General features: G+C 61.5%; 17 protein-coding genes. 10 read left to right on the forward strand and 7 right to left on the reverse strand.

The features are described from left to right. Window positions 1–3 precede the first annotated feature (3 nt). On the forward strand, window positions 4–1,659 hold the full coding sequence (locus CAG02_RS27605) for a hypothetical protein (protein WP_085712290.1): 1,656 nt from the start codon (window positions 4–6) through the stop codon (window positions 1,657–1,659). A gap of 6 nt (window positions 1,660–1,665) precedes the next feature. Here the strand turns inward: CAG02_RS27605 and CAG02_RS27610 are convergent, their stop codons facing one another. Genes CAG02_RS27610 through CAG02_RS27620 form a run of 3 tightly spaced genes read right to left on the reverse strand, consistent with a single transcriptional unit; the run spans window position 1,666 to window position 3,345 of the window. Further along, complete coding sequence (locus CAG02_RS27610; RefSeq protein ID WP_085712291.1) at window positions 1,666–2,256, reverse strand: LON peptidase substrate-binding domain-containing protein; 591 nt, start codon at window positions 2,254–2,256, stop codon at window positions 1,666–1,668. A gap of 10 nt (window positions 2,257–2,266) precedes the next feature. After that, window positions 2,267–2,983, reverse strand: coding sequence for an LrgB family protein (locus tag CAG02_RS27615; protein WP_085712292.1), 717 nt, complete (start codon window positions 2,981–2,983; stop codon window positions 2,267–2,269). Then, complete coding sequence (locus tag CAG02_RS27620) at window positions 2,983–3,345, reverse strand: CidA/LrgA family protein (protein WP_085697620.1); 363 nt, start codon at window positions 3,343–3,345, stop codon at window positions 2,983–2,985. Before CAG02_RS27620 ends, CAG02_RS27615 begins: the two co-directional genes overlap by 1 nt. A gap of 193 nt (window positions 3,346–3,538) precedes the next feature. Between CAG02_RS27620 and CAG02_RS27625 the strand changes: the two genes are divergently transcribed. From CAG02_RS27625 to CAG02_RS27640, 4 genes are all read left to right on the forward strand, one after another. Then, a complete protein-coding gene (locus tag CAG02_RS27625; protein WP_007909575.1) occupies window positions 3,539–3,994 on the forward strand; it encodes a MaoC family dehydratase in 456 nt (151 codons plus the stop codon). A 110-nt stretch (window positions 3,995–4,104) separates the two neighbouring features. Continuing rightward, window positions 4,105–5,832 carry a C13 family peptidase gene (locus tag CAG02_RS27630; protein WP_085712293.1) on the forward strand — a complete coding sequence of 576 codons (1,728 nt, stop codon included), beginning with the start codon at window positions 4,105–4,107 and terminating at the stop codon, window positions 5,830–5,832. A gap of 27 nt (window positions 5,833–5,859) precedes the next feature. After that, the gene (locus CAG02_RS27635) at window positions 5,860–6,501 is read left to right on the forward strand and encodes an oxidoreductase (RefSeq protein WP_085712294.1); all 642 of its coding nucleotides are present in this window, start codon (window positions 5,860–5,862) and stop codon (window positions 6,499–6,501) included. A gap of 241 nt (window positions 6,502–6,742) precedes the next feature. Beyond that, the gene (locus CAG02_RS27640; protein ID WP_139831904.1) at window positions 6,743–9,343 is read left to right on the forward strand and encodes a hypothetical protein; all 2,601 of its coding nucleotides are present in this window, start codon (window positions 6,743–6,745) and stop codon (window positions 9,341–9,343) included. Between the two features lie 43 nt (window positions 9,344–9,386). Here the strand turns inward: CAG02_RS27640 and CAG02_RS27645 are convergent, their stop codons facing one another. The 4 genes from CAG02_RS27645 to CAG02_RS27660 form a co-directional block, all read right to left on the reverse strand. After that, the gene (locus CAG02_RS27645) at window positions 9,387–9,671 is read right to left on the reverse strand and encodes a YceK/YidQ family lipoprotein (RefSeq protein WP_085712296.1); all 285 of its coding nucleotides are present in this window, start codon (window positions 9,669–9,671) and stop codon (window positions 9,387–9,389) included. Next, window positions 9,664–10,311 carry a flavin prenyltransferase UbiX gene (gene ubiX / locus CAG02_RS27650; RefSeq protein ID WP_085712297.1) on the reverse strand — a complete coding sequence of 216 codons (648 nt, stop codon included), beginning with the start codon at window positions 10,309–10,311 and terminating at the stop codon, window positions 9,664–9,666. The genes CAG02_RS27645 and ubiX overlap by 8 nt, the downstream gene beginning before the upstream one ends. Further along, window positions 10,308–11,657 (reverse strand): UDP-N-acetylmuramate:L-alanyl-gamma-D-glutamyl-meso-diaminopimelate ligase, encoded by a 1,350-nt coding sequence (mpl, locus tag CAG02_RS27655; protein ID WP_007958628.1) that lies wholly within the window; start codon window positions 11,655–11,657, stop codon window positions 10,308–10,310. Before mpl ends, ubiX begins: the two co-directional genes overlap by 4 nt. 69 nt (window positions 11,658–11,726) lie before the next feature. Beyond that, a complete protein-coding gene (locus CAG02_RS27660) occupies window positions 11,727–13,643 on the reverse strand; it encodes a sigma-54-dependent Fis family transcriptional regulator (RefSeq protein ID WP_085712298.1) in 1,917 nt (638 codons plus the stop codon). 301 nt (window positions 13,644–13,944) lie between these two features. Here CAG02_RS27660 and CAG02_RS27665 point away from each other — a divergent pair, with 301 nt between their 5' ends. The 5 genes from CAG02_RS27665 (at window position 13,945) to CAG02_RS27685 (ending at window position 19,910) form a co-directional block, all read left to right on the forward strand. After that, on the forward strand, window positions 13,945–15,465 hold the full coding sequence (locus CAG02_RS27665) for an aldehyde dehydrogenase family protein (protein WP_085712299.1): 1,521 nt from the start codon (window positions 13,945–13,947) through the stop codon (window positions 15,463–15,465). 201 nt (window positions 15,466–15,666) lie between these two features. Continuing rightward, a complete protein-coding gene (eat, locus tag CAG02_RS27670) occupies window positions 15,667–17,037 on the forward strand; it encodes an ethanolamine permease (protein ID WP_085712300.1) in 1,371 nt (456 codons plus the stop codon). Between the two features lie 71 nt (window positions 17,038–17,108). Then, on the forward strand, window positions 17,109–18,503 hold the full coding sequence (locus CAG02_RS27675) for an ethanolamine ammonia-lyase subunit EutB (protein ID WP_085712301.1): 1,395 nt from the start codon (window positions 17,109–17,111) through the stop codon (window positions 18,501–18,503). After that, complete coding sequence (eutC, locus tag CAG02_RS27680) at window positions 18,500–19,333, forward strand: ethanolamine ammonia-lyase subunit EutC (RefSeq protein WP_371856519.1); 834 nt, start codon at window positions 18,500–18,502, stop codon at window positions 19,331–19,333. The genes CAG02_RS27675 and eutC overlap by 4 nt, the downstream gene beginning before the upstream one ends. Before the next feature lie 115 nt (window positions 19,334–19,448). Then, entirely contained in the window at window positions 19,449–19,910 is a 462-nt protein-coding gene (locus tag CAG02_RS27685; RefSeq protein ID WP_085712303.1) for an N-acetyltransferase, read from the forward strand. Window positions 19,911–20,051 lie beyond the last annotated feature (141 nt).

The following is a 20,051-nucleotide window of genomic DNA, read 5'->3' on the forward strand; positions in this document are numbered from 1 at the left end:
AACATGCGCCCCAAACCACCTGCGCCAGCCACACCCCCCAGAGCAAACACGCCCGCCATCCCTACCGTTCAACCGCCCCGTTTGCGTCCGTCGGTTCAAACGCTGCCCGATCCGCCAGCACCGCGCGATCAATACCGACTACATATGCCGTCACCGGCAGGCACACCTGAACTGCCGCGATTCCGGATATCGGACTTGCCGGACGCTACTCCGGAAATATCGAAGAGCCTGCATACCTACCTGCTGAGCCCCGGGCTGTTGCGCAATATGCAACCGGCCAACGACGAAGGCCTGCGCTACGTCGTCGGGCGCAAGTTCGTCGATGTGAAAGATGTCGGCACGGTGTATGTGGAGTTCGATGAAAACCTGGGCACCTACCGGGCGATGGATCTGTATGGAAAGCTTGCGCCCGGTCCGGCGCTCTACAGAATCGGCGCAGAGGCAACGTGGAGCCTGTCCAGATCGCTGAAACGACCGCATCCGACAGACACGGACAGCAAAACGACAGTGCCGGACAAGCTGTCCGCTACCGAACCGCTGGCGGCTCAGTGGAAAGCCGCCACGGCCGAACTGCTGGACGTGCACTTCAAGCGGCTGTATCCGCAGCTGACTCACGGTGAACGCGTCGTGCTGCTGCGCGCCTTCAACCTTTCACCTCGTCAGCACATACGATTGCGCGACGACCTGATCGTCAATCCGTTGATGATTCCACCGTGGGCGGACAGCCACAGGAGCCGGTCGCGGGATGTGAACGATCCGACCCGTTTCGATGCACTCCATCAGGAAATCGAACCGCTGCTTCTGCCATTGAGAAACGGCAAGCGACTGGAGCACAGCCTGGGCGATTTCGAAAGAAGTGTCAGCGCAGAATTCCTCGAGGCGTTCCTTTCGAAGCTGGGCTATTTACGCAACAGCAGTGGCTGTCTGTACCGCACGGACATCCCCGGCCTTTTCAGGGCTGACGAGCGTACGCCTTTCGAACTCTATAACGACGGCCGGATGCTGCCGCGCCTGAAGCATCCCCGTGGCGCGACAACGGAGAAACCCGTCAGCGCCACGGTCAGCCTCAAACTGGTCAGGGGATACGCCGGCCGCGGCACCGAGTCCCCCGACCCGGAATACCTGCGCTACAACAACCAGAAAAACAAATACCCCGGCAGAAAGCCCGGCGAGCCGGATGTCGAGTCGGGCGAATCGGACAACGACTGGTCCGATGTATCCGACGTGGAACTGGACGCCGAGCGCAACTACGAAACGATCCGCCACAATCAGCAGTTCATATTTGCCTACGTCATCGACACGCGAAAGCTGGAAGTGGTCCTCAGGGAGGAGAACCTGTTCCTCAATGAGGCGGCCACCGAGAAGGGTGCCTGGTTTCCCGATGACGAACTCGAAGCGCTGATATCGACTTCGAAGCGAGGTATCGAATCGCAGCGTTTGTGGCTGCTTGACTCAACGTTCGCGCGGGCAGCGAAGGTCGATGATATTGGCGAACTGGCTCGGTTCAGCGACGCCATCGAAGAGCGCACCCACAGTGGCGCGTTCAACCGGCATGAGTATGACGCCCTGATCGACAAGGCGGCCCTGGCAGGCAAGCCGATCCTGACACTGGACCCGGGCCAGGATTGGTTCGCCAACGATATCGTCTGGCCCGAATAAGCCGCTTCAGGCGAACAGTTCGCCCTGCAACTCGTCGAGCAGCGCCTGGATCGCATCCAGTCGCTGCTGTGGATCGTCGAGTTGCAGCAGGTCGATCTTGTCCTCTTCGGCGAACGGCAACAGGTACGCCAGTTGATTGGCCAGCGACTGCTGCCCTGCCGCCTCGATGCCCATGTTCAGCGCCTCGACCATCGGGTGCTCGGCGAGGGCCTTGAGCAAGGCCACCAGGTCGGCGTCTTCATCCTGCAGTGGCTGTTCAGGTTCTTCGTCCAGCCACTCGACGTCGGCGACGATCAGTTGATCACGCTGCACTTCGGTTCGCTGCACGATGAACCGGCGCCCACCCTGCACCCGGATGCCCAGCAATCCGTTGTCCTGCTGCTGGAAATCAGTGATCCGCGCTTCGCAACCGACCATGGCGAAACCTTCGGGGGCTGCGCCAACTTCATGGCCTTCGAGGATGCACACCACGCCAAAGCCGCCGCCCTGTTTCATGCAGCGACCGATCATGTCCAGGTAGCGTGCCTCGAAGATCTGCAAATCCAGATTGCAGCCGGGAAACAGCACCGTGTTCAGCGGAAAAAGCGGCAGACTCATAGACATTTCCTTACACCACCATCGACACCGCCAACGGCAGGAACACCGCCGTGGCCACGCCCATCAGACTCATCGCCAGTGCCGCGAAGGCGCCGCACTCGTCACTTTCCTGCAACGCCACCGACGTACCGACCGCATGCGCGGTCATGCCCAGCGCCATGCCGCGCGCCTCAGGGCTGTGCACGCCGAGACGGGTCAACAACGCCGGACCGAAGATCGCGCCGATCACGCCGGTAATCAACACGAACACCGCCGCCAGCGCCGCGACGCCGCCGATCTGCTCGGCCACCAGCATGGCGATCGGTGATGTCACCGACTTCGGTGCCATGGTCATCAGGATCATGTGATCGGCACCGAACCACCAGCCCAGCGCCACGCCCATGCCCGTGGCAACCACCCCGCCTATCACCAGCGTAGTAAAAATCGGCCAGAACAATTGGCGGATGCGCCGCAGGTTCAGATACAGCGGCACCGCCAGTGCGACGGTCGCCGGGCCCAGCAGAATGCTGAGAATCTCGGTGCTCTTGCGGTACTCGACGTAAGTCAGGCCGCAACCGACCAGCACACCGATCACCAGCAGCATGGAAACCAGCACCGGTTGCAGGAAGATCCAGCGGGTTTTCTCAAAGGCCGCCAGCACCAGTTGATAGGCGCCCAGGGTGATGCCGATGCCGAACAGCGGATGGTGAATCACCGACGCCCAGGCGCCGTGCCAGTCGAACAGCATCAGGATTCCTCCGAATGCGGCGCGTGACGCTTGACCAGCCGTTGCATCAGCACGCCGGCGAAGGCCATGGACAGAATCAGCGAGACCACCAGCGCACCGACGATGGCCCAGAAATCCGCGGCAATCGCCGTGGCATAGACCATCACGCCCACCGCCGGCGGCACCAGCAGCAATGGCAGATAACGCAACAGGCTACCGGCGGCAAGGTTCAGCGGCTCGCCGACTTCACCGCGCACGATCAGGAATACCAGCAACAGCAAAAGGCCGATGATCGGCCCCGGCAGCACCGGCAACAGCAAATGATTGAGGGCCGTGCCGAGCAATTGAAACAGCACCAGCCACGTCAGGCCGCGTAGCAACATCCGTCATCTCCGTCTTACTTTCCAACCCGCAAGTCGTCGGCATTATAAGCACGCCTGCGCTATGGATCGGCATTCGCCAAAAGCATGGTCGGTTGACCTGAGCAAATCGCCATGATGATCTACAGTGGTTCGCAGGGCGGTCAAATCCCCCACCTGAAAAACTATAAAACCGATGAACCCAAGGAGAGTCTCAATGCCCTATGTTCCAGTTGCAGAGCTCAAAGATTATGTCGGCAAGGAACTCGGACGTTCCGAATGGCTCACCATCGATCAGGAGCGCATCAACCTGTTCGCCGAAGCCACCGGGGATTATCAGTTCATCCATGTCGACCCGGTCAAAGCCGCGCAAACGCCATTTGGCAGCACCATTGCACACGGTTTCCTGTCGTTGTCGCTGATCCCCAAACTGATGGAAGACATCCTGATCCTGCCGCAAGGCGTGAAGATGGTGGTCAACTACGGCCTGGACAGCGTGCGTTTCATCCAGCCGGTCAAGGTCAATTCCAAGGTCCGGCTCAAGGTCGACCTCGGTGAAGTGACCGAGAAGAAACCCGGCCAGTGGCTGCTCAAGGCCACCGCCACCCTGGAGATCGAAGGCTCGGACAAACCGGCCTACATCGCCGAACCGCTGTCACTCTGCTTCGTCTGAGTGCCGGGATGCGAAACGGCTCACGCGGTTTCGCATCCACTCCTCTCTGCCGGCTGTATAAGGTCACATAGCTACGGCATACTCGGTCGCCTAATTGCCCGGATCCCGCTATGCGCCAACTTGCTGCTCTTGCACCGCTTGCCCTGACCCTGATGCTCACCGCTTGCGGCGACGGCGAATCGCTGTTGCCCCCGGACGCACGCCTGCCCGATGGCGGACGCTATCGCGGCGAACTGGTCAACGGCCTGCTGCAAGGCCAGGGCCGGGTCGACTACCCCAACGGCAGCTGGTACGCGGGCACCTTCGACAAGGGCCAGTGGCACGGTCAGGGCGAATGGCACGGCAGCAACGGCGAGGTCTATCGCGGCAACTTCCAGCAAGGCCTGTTCGACGGCCAGGGCACGCTGACCACCCACGGCGGCAGCTACACCGGCGGCTTCAAGCTGGGCCGGCGCGAGGGCGAAGGCACCCTCAAGGAAAACGCGATGACCTATCGCGGCGAATTCAAGGACGATCAGTATTCCGGTCTCGGCCGTCTGGAACTGGACGACGGCAGTTCCTATCAGGGCCAGTTCGCCCACGGCAAACCCAACGGTGAAGGCCAGCGCGGCGACGCCAGCGGCAATCAGTTCAGCGGCCATTTCATCAATGGCCAGCTCGAAGGCAACGGCACCTTCAACAGCGCCGACGGCGACATCTATGTCGGCGGCTTCAAGAACAATCAACTGCACGGCAAGGGCCGCTACGAAAATGCCGACGGCGACGTCTGGCTCGGCCAGTTCAAGGAAGGCGCACTGACCGGCAAAGGCGAACTGATCGGCGCCGACGGCAGCCATTACATCGGCTACTTCAACGACTGGCGCTTCAGTGGCCAGGGTCGTCTGAATCTGTCTGATGGCAGTTTCTACATCGGCGGCTTCGACAGCGACAGCTACTCGGGACGCGGCACCCTGGTGCTGACCGACGGCAGCGTGCTCAGCGGCACCTGGATCAACGGCCAGCGCGTGCGCGATGCCGACGGTAAATTGCTGCCTGATACCCTCGAACTCGGCCTGCTGGCTCAGGGCCGTCTGCTCGACGAAGCGCTGGCCAATGTGCCGGCCTCGACTCCGGCGGTGGAGCTGTACACCCTGACCCTCGGCGGCGACGGCAAGCAAAGCGTGTTCCTGCGCGAATCCGATTATGTGGCCAACATGCTCGCCAGCCGTTTCGGTGCCTATGGCCAGATTCGCCTGGTCAATCACCGTGACCACCTCGGCGACCGGCCTATGGCCACTCGCGAAAACCTGCGCCGCGCAGCCCTGACCCTGGCCGAACGCACTGGCCCGGAAGACCTGGTGTTCATCTATCTGACCAGCCACGGCACCGCCGAACACGAACTGGTGCTCGATCAGCCACGTATGGAACTGGCCGACCTGCCCGCCGACGAACTGGCCGCCGTACTCGCGCCGCTGAAGAACCGCGACAAGATCATTGTCATCTCCTCATGCTATTCGGGTGGTTTCATTCCGGCGTTGAAGGACGAGCGCACACTGATCATGACCGCCTCCCGTGCCGACCGCGTATCGTTCGGCTGCTCCGAAGAGGCCAACTTCACCTATTTCGGCGACGCCCTGTTTGCCCAGGCGCTGAACCAGACCGACGATCTGGAACAAGCCTTCAAACTGGCCAAAGCCACCGTTGCCGAGCGCGAGCTGGCGGACAATTTCGAAGCCTCGGAACCGCAGATCTGGGCACCGAAAACCGTGCTCGCACATTGGCAACTGCTGCGCAAACAACAAGCGAGAAAAGCGTTGCAAAGTGCTGCGTTGAACGACGGAGCGACAAACAGCAACTAAGCTGAACAGTATCAAGGGAGAGACACTATGTACTTGACGCCTCAGCATGTCTTGCTCGCCGGCGCCACCGGGCTGACCGGTGAGCACCTGCTCGACCGTTTGCTCAACGAGCCGACGATCACCCGTGTCCTGGCCCCTTCACGCCGGCCACTGGCCGAACATCCACATCTGGAAAACCCGGTCGGCGATCCACAGACCTTCCTGCCGCAACTGGCCGGCCGTGTCGATATCGCCTACTGCTGCCTCGGCACCACCATCAAGCAGGCCGGCTCCGAAGAGGCGTTTCGCGCCGTGGATCTGGACATGGTGGTGGCGTTCGCCAAGCGCGCCCGGGAAATGGGTGCGCGGCACCTGATCGTGATCAGTGCCCTGGGAGCCGACCGCCGCTCCTCGATTTTCTACAACCGGGTCAAAGGCGAGATGGAACACGCATTGCGCGCGCAGGACTGGCCGCAGCTCACCATTTGCCGGCCTTCGCTGCTGCTGGGTGACCGCAGCGAGCCACGCCTGGGCGAACAGCTTGCCGCACCGTTTTCAAAATTGATTCCCGGCAAGTACCGTGGCATCGAAGCCTGCCAGCTGGCCCGCGCCATGTGGCGCCTGGCATTGGAGGAACAGGACGGAGTGCGCATCGTCGAGTCGGACGAGTTGAGAAAACTCGGCAAGTGAGTTCCCCCATCAAGTGGTTCAACACGGCCCCGGAACGTCATTTCCCGATGACTTCTGAGGATCTTGTGTTGAACTGCCCACTACCTGAAACGAGCCGGATCGATTCAACAACTGCGCCCTAACTATCTACCACACCTCCCTCCCCCTTCATGGATAACGTGCCCTCCAGCACGCCTGCATCTGCCATTTCGTCAACGGATGGCAACTTCCGACGGCAGGCAATCAATGAAAGGACGCCTTGATGGCCCCCAAAAACCCCATACCGAAAAATACCGGCACACCCGGCAACCCACCCGATGCATCAATACCCCTGTCGACTCCACGACTTGAGCTTCCAGGGCTGACTCGGCCCGCAGGGCCGGACACCCGCCTGCCCGAGCCACACCACTCGACGCAACTGCCTTCAGGCGAAACGTTGCCCCGGATACAGATCCAGGATCTGATTCCCGCAATCCTGGAGAGAACGTCATCCGGCCACCCGCGTCCGACCGAAAACATTCGTCACTACGAGCTGCCGGCCCAGGCGCGAACGCTTTTGCCTGCCGTCAATGCCGAAGGTTTGCGTGTTCACCGGGGGCGCATTTATGCCGAGGTGCAATACACCACGACCAGCACCGTCATGGTGGACTGGGACGAAGGCGCCGGAACCTATCGGGCCAAGCTGCCACAGGAAATGCACCCGTCCGGCCCGGCCCTGCATTTCGATCCTCAAAGCAATACCTGGCGAATCGGTGAGCCCGCCGACAGCGGAGTTCTGATCGAGTCTGCGGTACATCGACCAGCAGTCATTCCGCAGAGCACTCCGCCACAGGCACTTGCGTCCCTTGCACAATCAGACACGACAGCGGTTTACATCGACACCCGGCACTACGTCTGGGACAGCACCACCACCCACCATCATGGCTACGTGGTCATGCACCGGAAAATGCGCCTGGACGACACCGTCGGGCCCCAGTCGATTCATGCGTTCAGGGACGACAACGGATCGTTTGTCAGTGTCGAGCCCCCCACGCATCCCATCGATCAACCCGCCGAGCTGCTGCCTGCCTGGACTGACCGCGACATCTGGGACCTCTATGGCCTGCAGGGTGCCGATATCACCCGTTTTCGCGCCGAAGCCCACCGCAACGGGAGAAAACCGCAGTGGGCCAGAGTTCGCACCGAACGAATGGAGAACACCTACCTGTTTGAGGAGCTGCGCCGGTGGCTGGGTCCGGACATGGACCGCGACATGTTCAACCGCGTCCTGGATCATCAGAAACGCTCACCCGCCCAGTGGGTGAACCACCTTGAATCAGTCACCCTGCATCGCAGTACACCGGCCCCGCAAACACCGTTATCGAACCTGTCGACACCCGACACCCCGCTGTCGCGTCACCTGACACCCGATTTCCTCGCAACCACCGACAGCACACCCACCTACGGCGATCAGCGCTACTACACCTGGGATCCCGACAAATCGAACGCTCATGGTTACATCGAGATGCAGCGCAAGCCTGGCCTGGATGACAGTCATGGCCCACTCACCCAGGTGGCGTTTCCCGAGGGGACCGGGCTGACCATCGTCAGACCAATCAAGTATTCGGTCGAACAACGGGCATTTCGACCTTACTGGCGAGACATCGATATCTGGAATCTTTACCGGATCGAAGGGGCAGATATCCTGCGCTTTCGTCAGGACGTCGCGCTGCACCTGAAACCGCCGGCCTGGGTCAGGCAACGGGACTCCCCTTCCCGGCGCGAACAACTGATCGACTATCTGCGGCTGTGGACCAATCCGGATTCTCCGCTCAAGCCCCGGGATCAGGTCATTGCCCGGTTCCGGCCCTACAATCTGTCCACTGAACAACTGGCGCGACTGAGCAACGAAATCTCACCCACCGGGCAGTTCAACAACCTGATCAATGATGAAGTACCGACCTGGGTCAAGACCCATCAGGCTCGTACGCTGGTCGTGACCCGTTTCGAACAGTTCGATCCGTACCTGCCGGAAATCAAAGCCGAAATCATCCGATTGAGAAATCAGGGAGGGGGCACAAGTCTGCTGAAGGCCAGCCTGACCGCACCTTTTTTCCGGGAGTTGTTGCAACGTTGCGGCTTCAAACGCAACAAACACAACTTCCTGTATCGGGACGACATTCCCGCCGTGTTCAAAGTCGACGACCGGACGCCCTTCGAATTTGCCCGGCCCGGTTCCATGCAACCAAGGCCCATAGCGGCCGAGGGCTCTACCAGCGGAACGGCTGTCAGCGCGTTGTTCAGCCTCAGAACGGCCATGGGTTTCGCCAATGAAGCCAGCGGATTGCCTGCCTCTCCCGGCGGCCATCCGAACGCGCCACAGACCACCCACGAATCGAAACAGACGACTGACGCCGCCTCCCGGCCCCGTTCCCAGCGCATCATGTTCTGCTATCTGCTTGATACCCGTGGCGTCGAGGTCGTTTCCGGGCAGGACAACCGCGCCTACAACACAACGCGGATCACCCCGAGACCGGCAGACGACAGCAGGCTGTTCCCGAGCATGAAGCTCGAGGGCCACGTTTCGATGTCTGCGATCGGTTTCACTTCAAGGCGCATCTGGCTGGTCAACTCGAGCATGACTCGCGCGGCCACCGTGGACGACATACACATACAGGCGCGCGACCGCGCCACCGGCTCAAGCCAGAGTCATGACAATGCAATCGAAGGCCGCACAAGGGCGGGAGACCTGAACCGGGACGAATATGACGCCCTGATCGATGAAGTAGCGAAAGCCGGCAAGCGTGTTCTCGAGTTACCGCAGGGAAAAGACCTTTTCTCCACCGATATCAGCTTCCCGCCCGAACTGATCAGTCTCTCCTGAGAACGGTTACCGGCTCGACCTTGCCTGATCGAGCCGGTGTTTTTCATATCCCTCCGGTCGCCTGAAACCCGACGCCCAGCACCGTCAGCACGGACAGCGGCAACAACAGGGTATCGAGCAACGCACTGGCCGGCAGATCCACGCCGGGATAGCTCGGCGCCTCGGCGCCGAATCGGTCCATCGCACAGCACCCGCCATTCATTGCATACAGATCCAGCCGGGTGCCGGCGTACACCACCGGCGCGCCGGGTTTGGCGGCATCCAGCGTGCGCGCGGTGGCGCAGCCGGTCAGTTGCACTATCAGCAGAATCGCCAGCAGCTTATTCATCGCTGCTCAGATGGTGCTCGCCCCAGCGCGGCAGCATGTCCTGGGGAATGCCCAGCAGATTGAGAATCCGCGCCACCACGAAATCGATCAGGTCATCAATGGTCTGCGGCTGGTGATAGAAGCCCGGCGAGGCAGGCAGGATGGTCACGCCCATGTTCGACAGCTTGAGCATGTGCTCCAGGTGAATGCTCGAATACGGCGCTTCGCGCGGCACCAGAATCAACTGGCGACGTTCCTTCAACGTCACGTCCGCCGCCCGTTCGATCAGGTTATTGCAGGCGCCGGTGGCAATGGCCGACAAGGTGCCCGTCGAGCACGGCACCACCACCATCGCCGCCGGCGCCCCGGAGCCCGAGGCCACCGGCGACATCCAGTCTTCCTTGCCATACACGCGGATCTGCCCGGCGGCGGCGCCGGTGTATTCGGTGAGGAATGCCTGCATCAACTGCGGTTTGGCCGGCAGCGACACATCCGTCTCGGTGGCCATCACCAGTTGCGCGGCCTTGGAGATCAGGAAGTGCACCTCGCGATCCTCGCGCACCAGACAATCCAGCAGACGCAAACCGTACTGGGCGCCGGACGCGCCGGTCATCGCCAGCGTGATGCGTTCCGGGCCGCCGTCCTGAAAGCGAGTGTTCATTTCAGCGCCTCGGCGAGTTTGCCGTGCAGGCCGCCGAAGCCGCCGTTGCTCATGATCACCACGTGGGTGCCGGGCTGGGCCTGGCTCTTCACGCGTTCGATGATGCCTTCCAGCGAATCGCTGACGATCGACGGCACGGTGCACAGCGCAGCAGTGCCCGCCAGGTCCCAACCGAGGTTGGCCGGGGCGTACCAGATGACCTGATCGGCATCGACCACGCTGTCCGGCAGACCGTCACGGTGGGCGCCGAGCTTCATCGAGTTGGAGCGCGGTTCAATGATCGCGATCAGCGGCGCATCGCCGATGCGTTTACGCAGGCCGTCGAGGGTGGTGGCAATCGCGGTCGGGTGGTGGGCGAAGTCGTCATAGATGGTGATGCCGCGCACTTCCGCGACTTTTTCCATCCGGCGTTTGACGCTCTTGAATGCGCTCAACCCGGCGATGCCCATGGACGGCACGACACCGACGTGACGTGCTGCGGCAAGGGTGGCCAAGGCATTGGCAACGTTGTGCTGACCGGTCAGTTCCCACTCGACCACGCCCTGGGACACGCCTTCGAACATCACTTCGAACGCCGAGCCGTCATCTTTCAGCAACTTGACCTGCCATTGACCGCCAGCCCCGGTGGTCTGCACCGGGGTCCAGCAGCCCATCTCGATCACGCGCTGCAAGGCCGGTTCGGTGGTCGGATGGATCACCAGACCTTCGCTCGGAATTGTGCGCACCAGGTGGTGGAACTGCCGCTCGATGGCCGGCAGATCAGGGAAGATGTCCGCGTGATCGAACTCAAGGTTGTTGAGGATCGCGGTGCGCGGACGGTAGTGGACGAACTTCGAACGCTTGTCGAAGAACGCGCTGTCGTACTCGTCAGCCTCGATCACGAAGAACGGCGTGCCGCCCAGACGCGCCGACACCGAGAAGTTCTGCGGTACGCCGCCGATCAGGAAGCCCGGGCTCATGCCGGCATGTTCCAGCACCCAGGCGAGCATACTGCTGGTGGTGGTCTTGCCGTGCGTACCGGCAACCGCCAGCACCCAGCGACCTTGCAACACGTGATCCGCCAACCACTGCGGGCCGGACACGTAGGGCAGGCCTTTGTTCAGCACATATTCCACTGCCGGATTGCCGCGGGACATGGCGTTACCGATCACCACCAGATCCGGTGCCGGATCAAGCTGCGCCGGGTCGTAACCCTGGGTCAGCTGAATGCCTTGGGCTTCGAGCTGGGTGCTCATCGGCGGATAGACGTTGGCATCGGAGCCGGTCACGTGATGGCCCAGCTCTTTGGCCAGAACCGCCATCGAGCCCATGAAAGTTCCGCAGATACCCAGAATATGAATGTGCATAGTCGACCTCGTAAAACATGGCCGCAGGGTAGCCCAGGCAGGGGAAAACCGCATCCTCGTTTTCAGGGGTCAGGCGCTGCGGGCGATCCCGTGTTTGCGCAGCTTTCTATAAAGGGTATTGCGACTGACGCCAAGCTGCTCGGCCGTATGGGTCATGTGCCAGCGCGTGTGTTCCAGCGCATTGAGCAATGCCAGCCGTTCGGCATCCTCCAGCGGCTGTGCGGACGACGCTTCATCGGCTTTGACCAGCAGCGGCTGCACCTGCCGGAACATCGCAGGTAGGTCATCCAGCCCGATTCGCTCCTCATCGCACAACGCCGCCAGCGTGCGCAGCACATTGCGCATCTGCCGCACATTGCCCGGCCAGTTGAACCCGAGCAAGGCCCGGCGCGCCGGCTCCTCGATCAGAATCGTTTCTCCACCCGCCTCTTCGGCCAGAAGGAAATCCAGCAATTGGGATTTGTCACTGCGCTCGCGCAATGCCGGCAGCGCGACTTCCAGTCCGTTGAGCCGGTAGTACAGATCCTCACGGAAACTGCCGTCCGTCACTCGCTCCAATAAATTGCGGTGGGTGGCGCTGATGATCCGCACGTTGACCGCTTCCGGCTCGCCACCGATCGGCACCACTTGCCGGTCTTCCAGTACTCGCAGCAGACGGGTCTGCAAGGCCAGCGGCATGTCGCCGATTTCATCGAGGAACAGCGTGCCGCCATCGGCCTGCTGCAATTTGCCGCGCATGCCGTCCTTGCGCGCCCCGGTGAAGCTGCCGCCGCGATAGCCGAACAGCTCGCTCTCGATCAGGCTTTCGGGAATTGCCGCGCAGTTGAGGGCGACGAAAGCCTTGCTCGCGCGTTGACTGGCCTGATGCACAGCCTTGGCGAACGCTTCCTTGCCGGAGCCGGTTTCACCATTGATCAGCAGCGGCACGTCGCGCTCGAATACTCGCAGGGCCTTGCGAAAATCCGCTTGCAGCCCGGCATCGCCCAGGCAAATGCCGGCCAGGCGCGGCGCCTCGGGAACTGCCGGTTTCGGCAGGACGGGAGCCGGCTTGCGCGCTTCTCCGCGCAATACCGCAAACAGATGGCGCCCATCACGGGTACGCAGCGGCCAGCTCGCGCTGGCATGGGCACTGGCGCGCCCGAGCAGCTCATCCAGCGAACAATCGAAAAACGCCTCCACCGGTTTGCCGAGCAGGCCGCCACGAATGTGTCCGAGCAGGTTCAATGCGCTCTGATTGACCGCACTGATCCGCCCTTCCCCGTCAAACGCCAGCAGCCCTTCGCTGAACAGCCCGACGGATTCGGCCTGGAGATGGAAACGCAGCAGCCATTGATTATCGAAACAGCGCAGGAAATAGCAGCTCTCGATCATCTTCGCCGACAGATTGACCAGCGCCATGGTGTGGAACTGGCTCTGGCGCGAGACGTCCGGCCGCGCCGAAGAGACGTCGAGTACAGCCAGCAGTTCGCCGTGAGGGTCGAACACCGGGCTCGCCGAGCAGGTCAGCCCGGTGTGGCGACCACGGAAATGTTCGTCCTGATGGATGGTCAGGGCCTGCCGTTCCACCAGGCAGGTGCCAATGCCGTTGGTGCCTTCGCAGGCTTCGCTCCAGTCGGAACCCAACCACAGTCCGGCGCGTTCGAAGATCTTGCGCTCGGAAGGGGCGGTTACGCAGTTGAGGATCACCCCGCGCGCGTCGGTGAGCAGCACCGCGTGGCCGGCGCCGGAGAGTTGTTGATGCAGGCTGCTCATTTCATTGCCGGCGATCTGCAACACCTGTTGCAGCCGCTCTCGGCTTTCGAGAACGCGACCGTGTTCGAGCACGGTCGGTGCCATGGTCAGGGCCGGGTCGAGGTGATAGTCCTCAAGACAACGCAGCCACGAGCGGGCGATCGACGGGTCGGCACCTGGGCCATGCAGGTGCGGCTTGCCCTGGGTGACGGTGAGAACCTGCTGGGCATGGCGACTCAAATGGTTGTCGTGCATTTCTTATTATTCTCCCCGAGGCTCATCGGCCCATGCGTGAAGTGGTGCCCAGCATCCTCCAGCCAACCGGTCTTTGCAATGCTGGCAAGACCGCCCGGTCACGGGTTGTGCCAGAAGCGGTACAAACTGTCACCCGAGCTGTACCGATACCGTCACAGACGCTTGCCATTTGTCCGACAGAAATCACGCAAGGCCTTGATTTGCCTGCCCTGCACGGCAGTGGCCCGACCTTTGCTCTACGCTTAAAGCAAGCGCACATGCGCGTTTCTCTAATAAGTACAAAGCCAAGGAGAACATCATCATGCGTTACGCTCACCCCGGTACTGAAGGCGCCAAAGTCTCGTTCAAGAGCAAGTACGGTAACTACATCGGCGGCGAGTTCGTCGCGCCTGTCAAAGGTCAGTACTTCACCAACACCTCGCCAGTGAATGGCCAGCCGATTGCCGAATTTCCGCGTTCCACTGCCGAAGACATCGAAAAGGCCCTGGACGCCGCCCACGCCGCTGCCGATGCCTGGGGCTCGACCTCGGCCCAGGCCCGCTCGCTGATCCTGCTGAAGATCGCCGACCGCATCGAACAGAACCTCGAAACCCTGGCGATCACCGAAACCTGGGACAACGGCAAAGCCATCCGCGAAACCCTCAACGCCGACATCCCGCTGGCCGCCGACCACTTCCGCTATTTCGCCGGGTGCCTGCGCGCCCAGGAAGGCAGCGCTGCCGAAATCGACGGCAACACCGTCGCTTATCACATCCATGAACCGCTGGGCGTGGTCGGCCAGATCATCCCGTGGAACTTCCCGATCCTGATGGCCGCGTGGAAACTCGCCCCGGCCCTGGCCGCCGGCAACTGCGTGGTGCTCAAACCTGCCGAACAAACCCCGCTGGGCATCAGCGTGCTGCTGGAGCTGATCGGCGACCTGCTGCCACCGGGCGTACTCAACGTGGTGCAAGGGTTCGGCAAAGAAGCCGGCGAAGCCCTGGCCACCAGCAAGCGCATCGCCAAGATCGCCTTCACCGGCTCGACCCCGGTCGGCTCACACATCATGAAATGCGCCGCCGAGAACATCATTCCGTCCACCGTGGAGCTGGGCGGCAAGTCGCCGAACATCTTCTTCGAAGACATCATGCAGGCCGAGCCAAGCTTCATCGAGAAAGCAGCTGAAGGCCTGGTGTTGGCGTTCTTCAACCAGGGCGAAGTCTGCACCTGCCCGTCCCGCGCACTGGTTCAGGAATCGATCTACGACGAATTCATGCAGGCGGTGATGAAGAAAGTCAGTCAGATCAAACGCGGCGACCCGCTCGACACCGACACCATGGTCGGTGCCCAGGCGTCCGAGCAGCAATTCGACAAGATCCTTTCGTACCTGGAAATTGCCAAGGGCGAAGGTGCCGAACTGCTGACCGGCGGCAAGGTGGAAAAACTCGAAGGCAACCTGGCCTCCGGTTATTACATCCAGCCGACCCTGCTCAAGGGCACCAACAAGATGCGTGTGTTCCAGGAAGAAATCTTCGGCCCGGTGGTGAGCATCACCACCTTCAAGGACGAAGCCGAAGCCCTGGCGATTGCCAACGACACCGAGTTCGGCCTCGGCGCCGGTCTCTGGACCCGCGACATCAACCGCGCCTATCGCATGGGCCGCGCCATCAAGGCCGGTCGTGTGTGGACCAACTGCTACCACCTTTACCCGGCGCACGCCGCGTTCGGCGGGTACAAGAAGTCCGGCGTCGGCCGTGAAACCCACAAGATGATGCTCGACCACTACCAGCAGACCAAAAACCTGCTGGTGAGCTACGACATCAACCCGCTGGGCTTCTTCTAAAAAACCGGGCGGCGCCGAACGATCGGCGTCGCCCCTTTCATCCCGATGACAAACCCTGGCCTGGCCGCTCTGGCACGGGCCTTGCGTACCCGTCATTCAGGATTTGCCTGAACACCGCCGCTGCGTGAACAGCACCCACTCACTCAACCGCTGCACCCGAAAGTCCAACAGATCGAACAATAAAAAAGACAGAGAGGACTTATGACTTCCACCACACAGCTCAAACCCACACTCGGCACCCTGCATCTGTGGGGCATTGCCGTCGGCCTGGTGATTTCCGGCGAATACTTTGGCTGGAGTTACGGCTGGGGCACTGCAGGAACCCTGGGTTTCCTGGTCACGGCCCTGATGGTCGCGACCATGTACACCTGCTTCATCTTCAGTTTCACCGAACTGACCACCGCGATTCCCCATGCGGGTGGGCCGTTTGCCTACAGTCGCCGGGCCTTTGGCGAGAAAGGCGGATTGATCGCCGGGATCGCCACGCTGATCGAGTTCGTGTTTGCCCCGCCGGCCATCGCCATGGCCATTGGCGCTTATCTCAACGTGCAATATCCGGAGCTTGATCCGAAAGTCGCGGCGGTCGGGGCGTATTTCGTGTTCATGACCCTGAACATCCTCGGCGTCAGCATCGCCGCGACCTTCGAACTGGTGGTCACCGTACTCGCCGTTGCCGAACTGCTGGTGTTCATGGGCGTGGTTGCACCTGGCTTCAGCTTCAGCAACTTCGTGCTCAATGGCTGGTCGGGCTCCAGTGAATTCAGTCTCGGCTCGATTCCCGGGATCTTCGCCGCCATTCCCTTCGCGATCTGGTTCTTCCTCGCCATCGAGGGCGCGGCCATGGCGGCCGAGGAAGCCAAGGACCCGAAACGCACGATTCCCAAGGCTTATGTCAGCGGCATCCTGACCCTGGTGTTCCTGGCCATCGGCGTGATGGTGATGGCCGGCGGTGTCGGCGACTGGCGACAACTGGCGAACATCAACGACCCGCTGCCTCAGGCGATGAAAGCGGTGGTCGGCAACAACTCTACGTGGATGCACATGCTGGTGTGGATCGGTCTGTTCGGGCTGGTGGCGAGTTTCCACGGGATCATCCTCGGTTACTCGCGGCAGTTCTTTGCCCTGGCCCGGGCCGGTTATCTGCCGAAAAGCCTGGCCAAGCTCTCGCGTTTCCAGACCCCGCACCGGGCGATTCTGGCCGGCGGCGTGATCGGCATCGCCGCAATCTACAGCGACGGCCTGGTCAATCTGCAAGGCATGAGCCTCACCGCTGCGATGATCACCATGTCGGTGTTCGGCGCCATCGTGATGTACATCATCAGCATGCTCAGTCTATTCAAACTGCGTAAAACCGAGCCGAACCTTGAGCGCACCTTCCGCGCGCCGGGTTATCCGATCGTGCCGGGGATCGCGCTGTTTCTGGCGCTGGTATGCCTGGTGGCGATGGCCTGGTTCAACACCCTGATCGGTGGCGTGTTCCTCGGGTTCATGGCTGCCGGTTACCTGTATTTCCAGCTGACCGCCAAGCAACGCTCCGAAGCACCGGCAGACGCTATGCTCGAAGGTATCTAGAAGTTGCACCGGCACCGGGCCCGAGGCTCGGTGCCTGCACTAAAAGCATTCATTCAGGAGGACCGCGCCCCATGGCCGCATTTGCCCATACTGTCGGCGCCCAGACCTACCGCTTCGACAGCCTCAAGGACGTGATGGCCAAGGCCAGCCCGGCGCGTTCCGGGGACTTCCTGGCCGGCGTCGCCGCGCTCAACGATGGCGAGCGGGTCGCCGCGCAAATGGCGCTGGCCGACATCCCGCTGAGCCATTTTCTGCAGGAAGCGCTGATTCCCTACGAAGCCGATGAAGTCACCCGACTGATCATCGACAGCCATGACAAACAGGCCTTTGCGGTTGTCAGCCATCTCACGGTTGGCGACTTTCGCGACTGGTTGCTGAGCGAGGCGGCCGACGAGTCCAGCCTGCGCGCCCTCGCCCCGGGCCTGACGCCAGAAATGGTCGCTGCCGTGTCGAAGATCATGCGTGTGCAGGATCTGGTGCTGGTGGCGCAGAAGATCCGCGTCGTGACGAAATTCCGCGGCACCCTCGGCCTGCGTGGAAGGTTATCCACAAGGCTGCAACCCAATCACCCGACCGACGAACCGTCCGGCATTGCGGCGAGCATTCTCGACGGTCTGCTGTACGGCAACGGTGACGCCATGATCGGCATCAACCCGGCCACCGACAGCATCGCCTCGATCTGCGCGATGCTGGAAATGCTCGATGCGATCATCCAGCGCTATGACATTCCAACCCAGGCCTGTGTGCTGACTCACGTCACCACGTCTATAGAGGCGATCAACCGTGGTGTGCCGCTGGATCTGGTGTTCCAGTCGATTGCCGGCACCGAAGCGGCCAACGCCAGTTTCGGCATCAACCTGAACGTGTTGCAGGAAGGTTATGAAGCGGGCCTGAGCCTCAATCGCGGCACGCTCGGACAAAACCTCATGTATTTCGAAACCGGTCAGGGCAGCGCGCTGTCGGCCAACGCCCACCACGGCGTCGACCAGCAGACCTGCGAGACCCGGGCCTACGCCGTGGCGCGGCATTTCAAGCCGTTTCTGGTGAACACCGTCGTAGGCTTCATCGGCCCGGAATACCTCTACAACGGCAAGCAGATCATCCGCGCCGGCCTCGAAGACCACTTCTGCGGCAAGCTGCTCGGCGTGCCGATGGGTTGCGACATCTGCTACACCAATCACGCCGAAGCCGACCAGGATGACATGGACACCCTGCTGACCCTTCTGGGCGTGGCGGGGATCAACTTCATCATGGGCATCCCCGGCTCCGACGACATCATGCTCAACTACCAGACCACTTCGTTCCACGACGCGCTCTATGCACGCCAGACCCTGGGCCTGAAACCGGCGCCGGAATTCGAGCAGTGGCTGGCGAACATGGGCATCTTCACCCAGGCGGACGGCAAGGTCCGCTTCGGCAACAATCTGCCGCCGGCATTTCGCCAGGCGTTGGCGCAACTGGGATGAGTCAGATGGAAAAACCGCCCGTCGATCCACAGAACCCCTGGCTTGAGCTGCGTCGCCTGACCCCGGCGCGGATCGCCCTCGGCCGTACCGGCACCAGCCTGCCGACCCGCGCACAACTGGATTTCCAGTACGCCCACGCGCAGGCCCGGGATGCGGTGCATCTACCGTTCGATCACGCTGGGCTCAGTGCCCAACTGGCCGAACGCCAACGCGACAGCCTGCTGTTGCACAGCGCGGCGACGGATCGCAACAGTTACCTGCAACGCCCGGATCTGGGGCGCAAGTTGAGCGATCAATCGGCGCAAGCCCTGCGCGAATACGCGCTGACACATCCCGGCGGGGTGGATCTGGTCATTGTCGTGGCTGATGGCCTCTCGGCGCTGGCGGTGCATCGCCATACCTTGCCGTTCATCTCCCGACTGGAAGAACAGATGACCGCCGACGAATGGTCAATCGCACCGGTGGTGCTGGTAGAGCAAGGTCGGGTGGCGGTTGGCGATGAAATCGGCCAGTTGCTGGGCGCCAAAATGGTCGTGATGCTGATCGGAGAGCGCCCCGGCCTCAGCTCACCGGACAGCCTGGGTTTATATTTCACCTACAATCCAAAGGTCGGCCTCACCGATGCCTACCGCAATTGCATCTCCAATGTGCGGCTTGAAGGCTTGAGCTACGGCATGGCGGCCCATCGCCTGCTGTATCTGATGCGCGAAGCCTGTCGGCGGCAGCTGTCGGGGGTCAATCTGAAGGACGAGGCGCAGGTTCAGACGCTGGAATCGGAAGCCGGTGCAGACATGAAGAGTAATTTCCTACTCGATCCGCCCCCGGCCTGAACCGTTTCCGCATTGCCTTACTGCGCCGCTTTCAGGCAGGATCGACGCACGGCCGCCCGGGTTTCCCATCGCCGTCAGAGCAGTTGAAGACAGCCACTTGAAGACGAGACCTATCATGCGGATTATTCAAGCGACCCTCGAACACCTGGACCTGCTGGCCCCGCTGTTCGTCAAATATCGTGAGTTCTACGGCGCACTGCCTTATCCGGACTCGTCCCGGGCCTTCCTCGAAAAGCGTCTGCGGCGCAAGGAATCGGTCATTTATCTGGCCCTGGCCGATGATGACGACAAGAAGCTCATGGGCTTCTGCCAGCTCTATCCGAGCTTTTCCTCGCTGTCGCTCAAGCGCGTGTGGATCCTCAACGACATCTATGTCGCCGAAGATGCCCGCCGTCAGCTGGTCGCCGACAACCTGATCCGCACCGCCAAGCGCATGGCCAAGGAAACCCAGGCCGTGCGCATGCGCGTGTCCACCAGCAGCGACAACGAAGTGGCGCAGAAAACCTACGAATCCATCGGATTCAAGGAAGACACCGAGTTCAAGAACTACATTTTGCCGATCAGCGACGAACTCTGATTTTTTCTAACAGTACGGATGCAGGCCTTTGTGGCGAAGGTGCGACCCCCTCGCCACAAAGGCCTGCACCTCGGTCCCCCCTCGAAATGCCCCGCTACAAAACCAACGCGCTTTTCACCTATCAGATCGTATAATCCTGTG

Source organism: Pseudomonas sp. R43(2017), from assembly GCF_002112345.1.
Taxonomy (GTDB): Bacteria; Pseudomonadota; Gammaproteobacteria; order Pseudomonadales; family Pseudomonadaceae; genus Aquipseudomonas; species Aquipseudomonas kribbensis.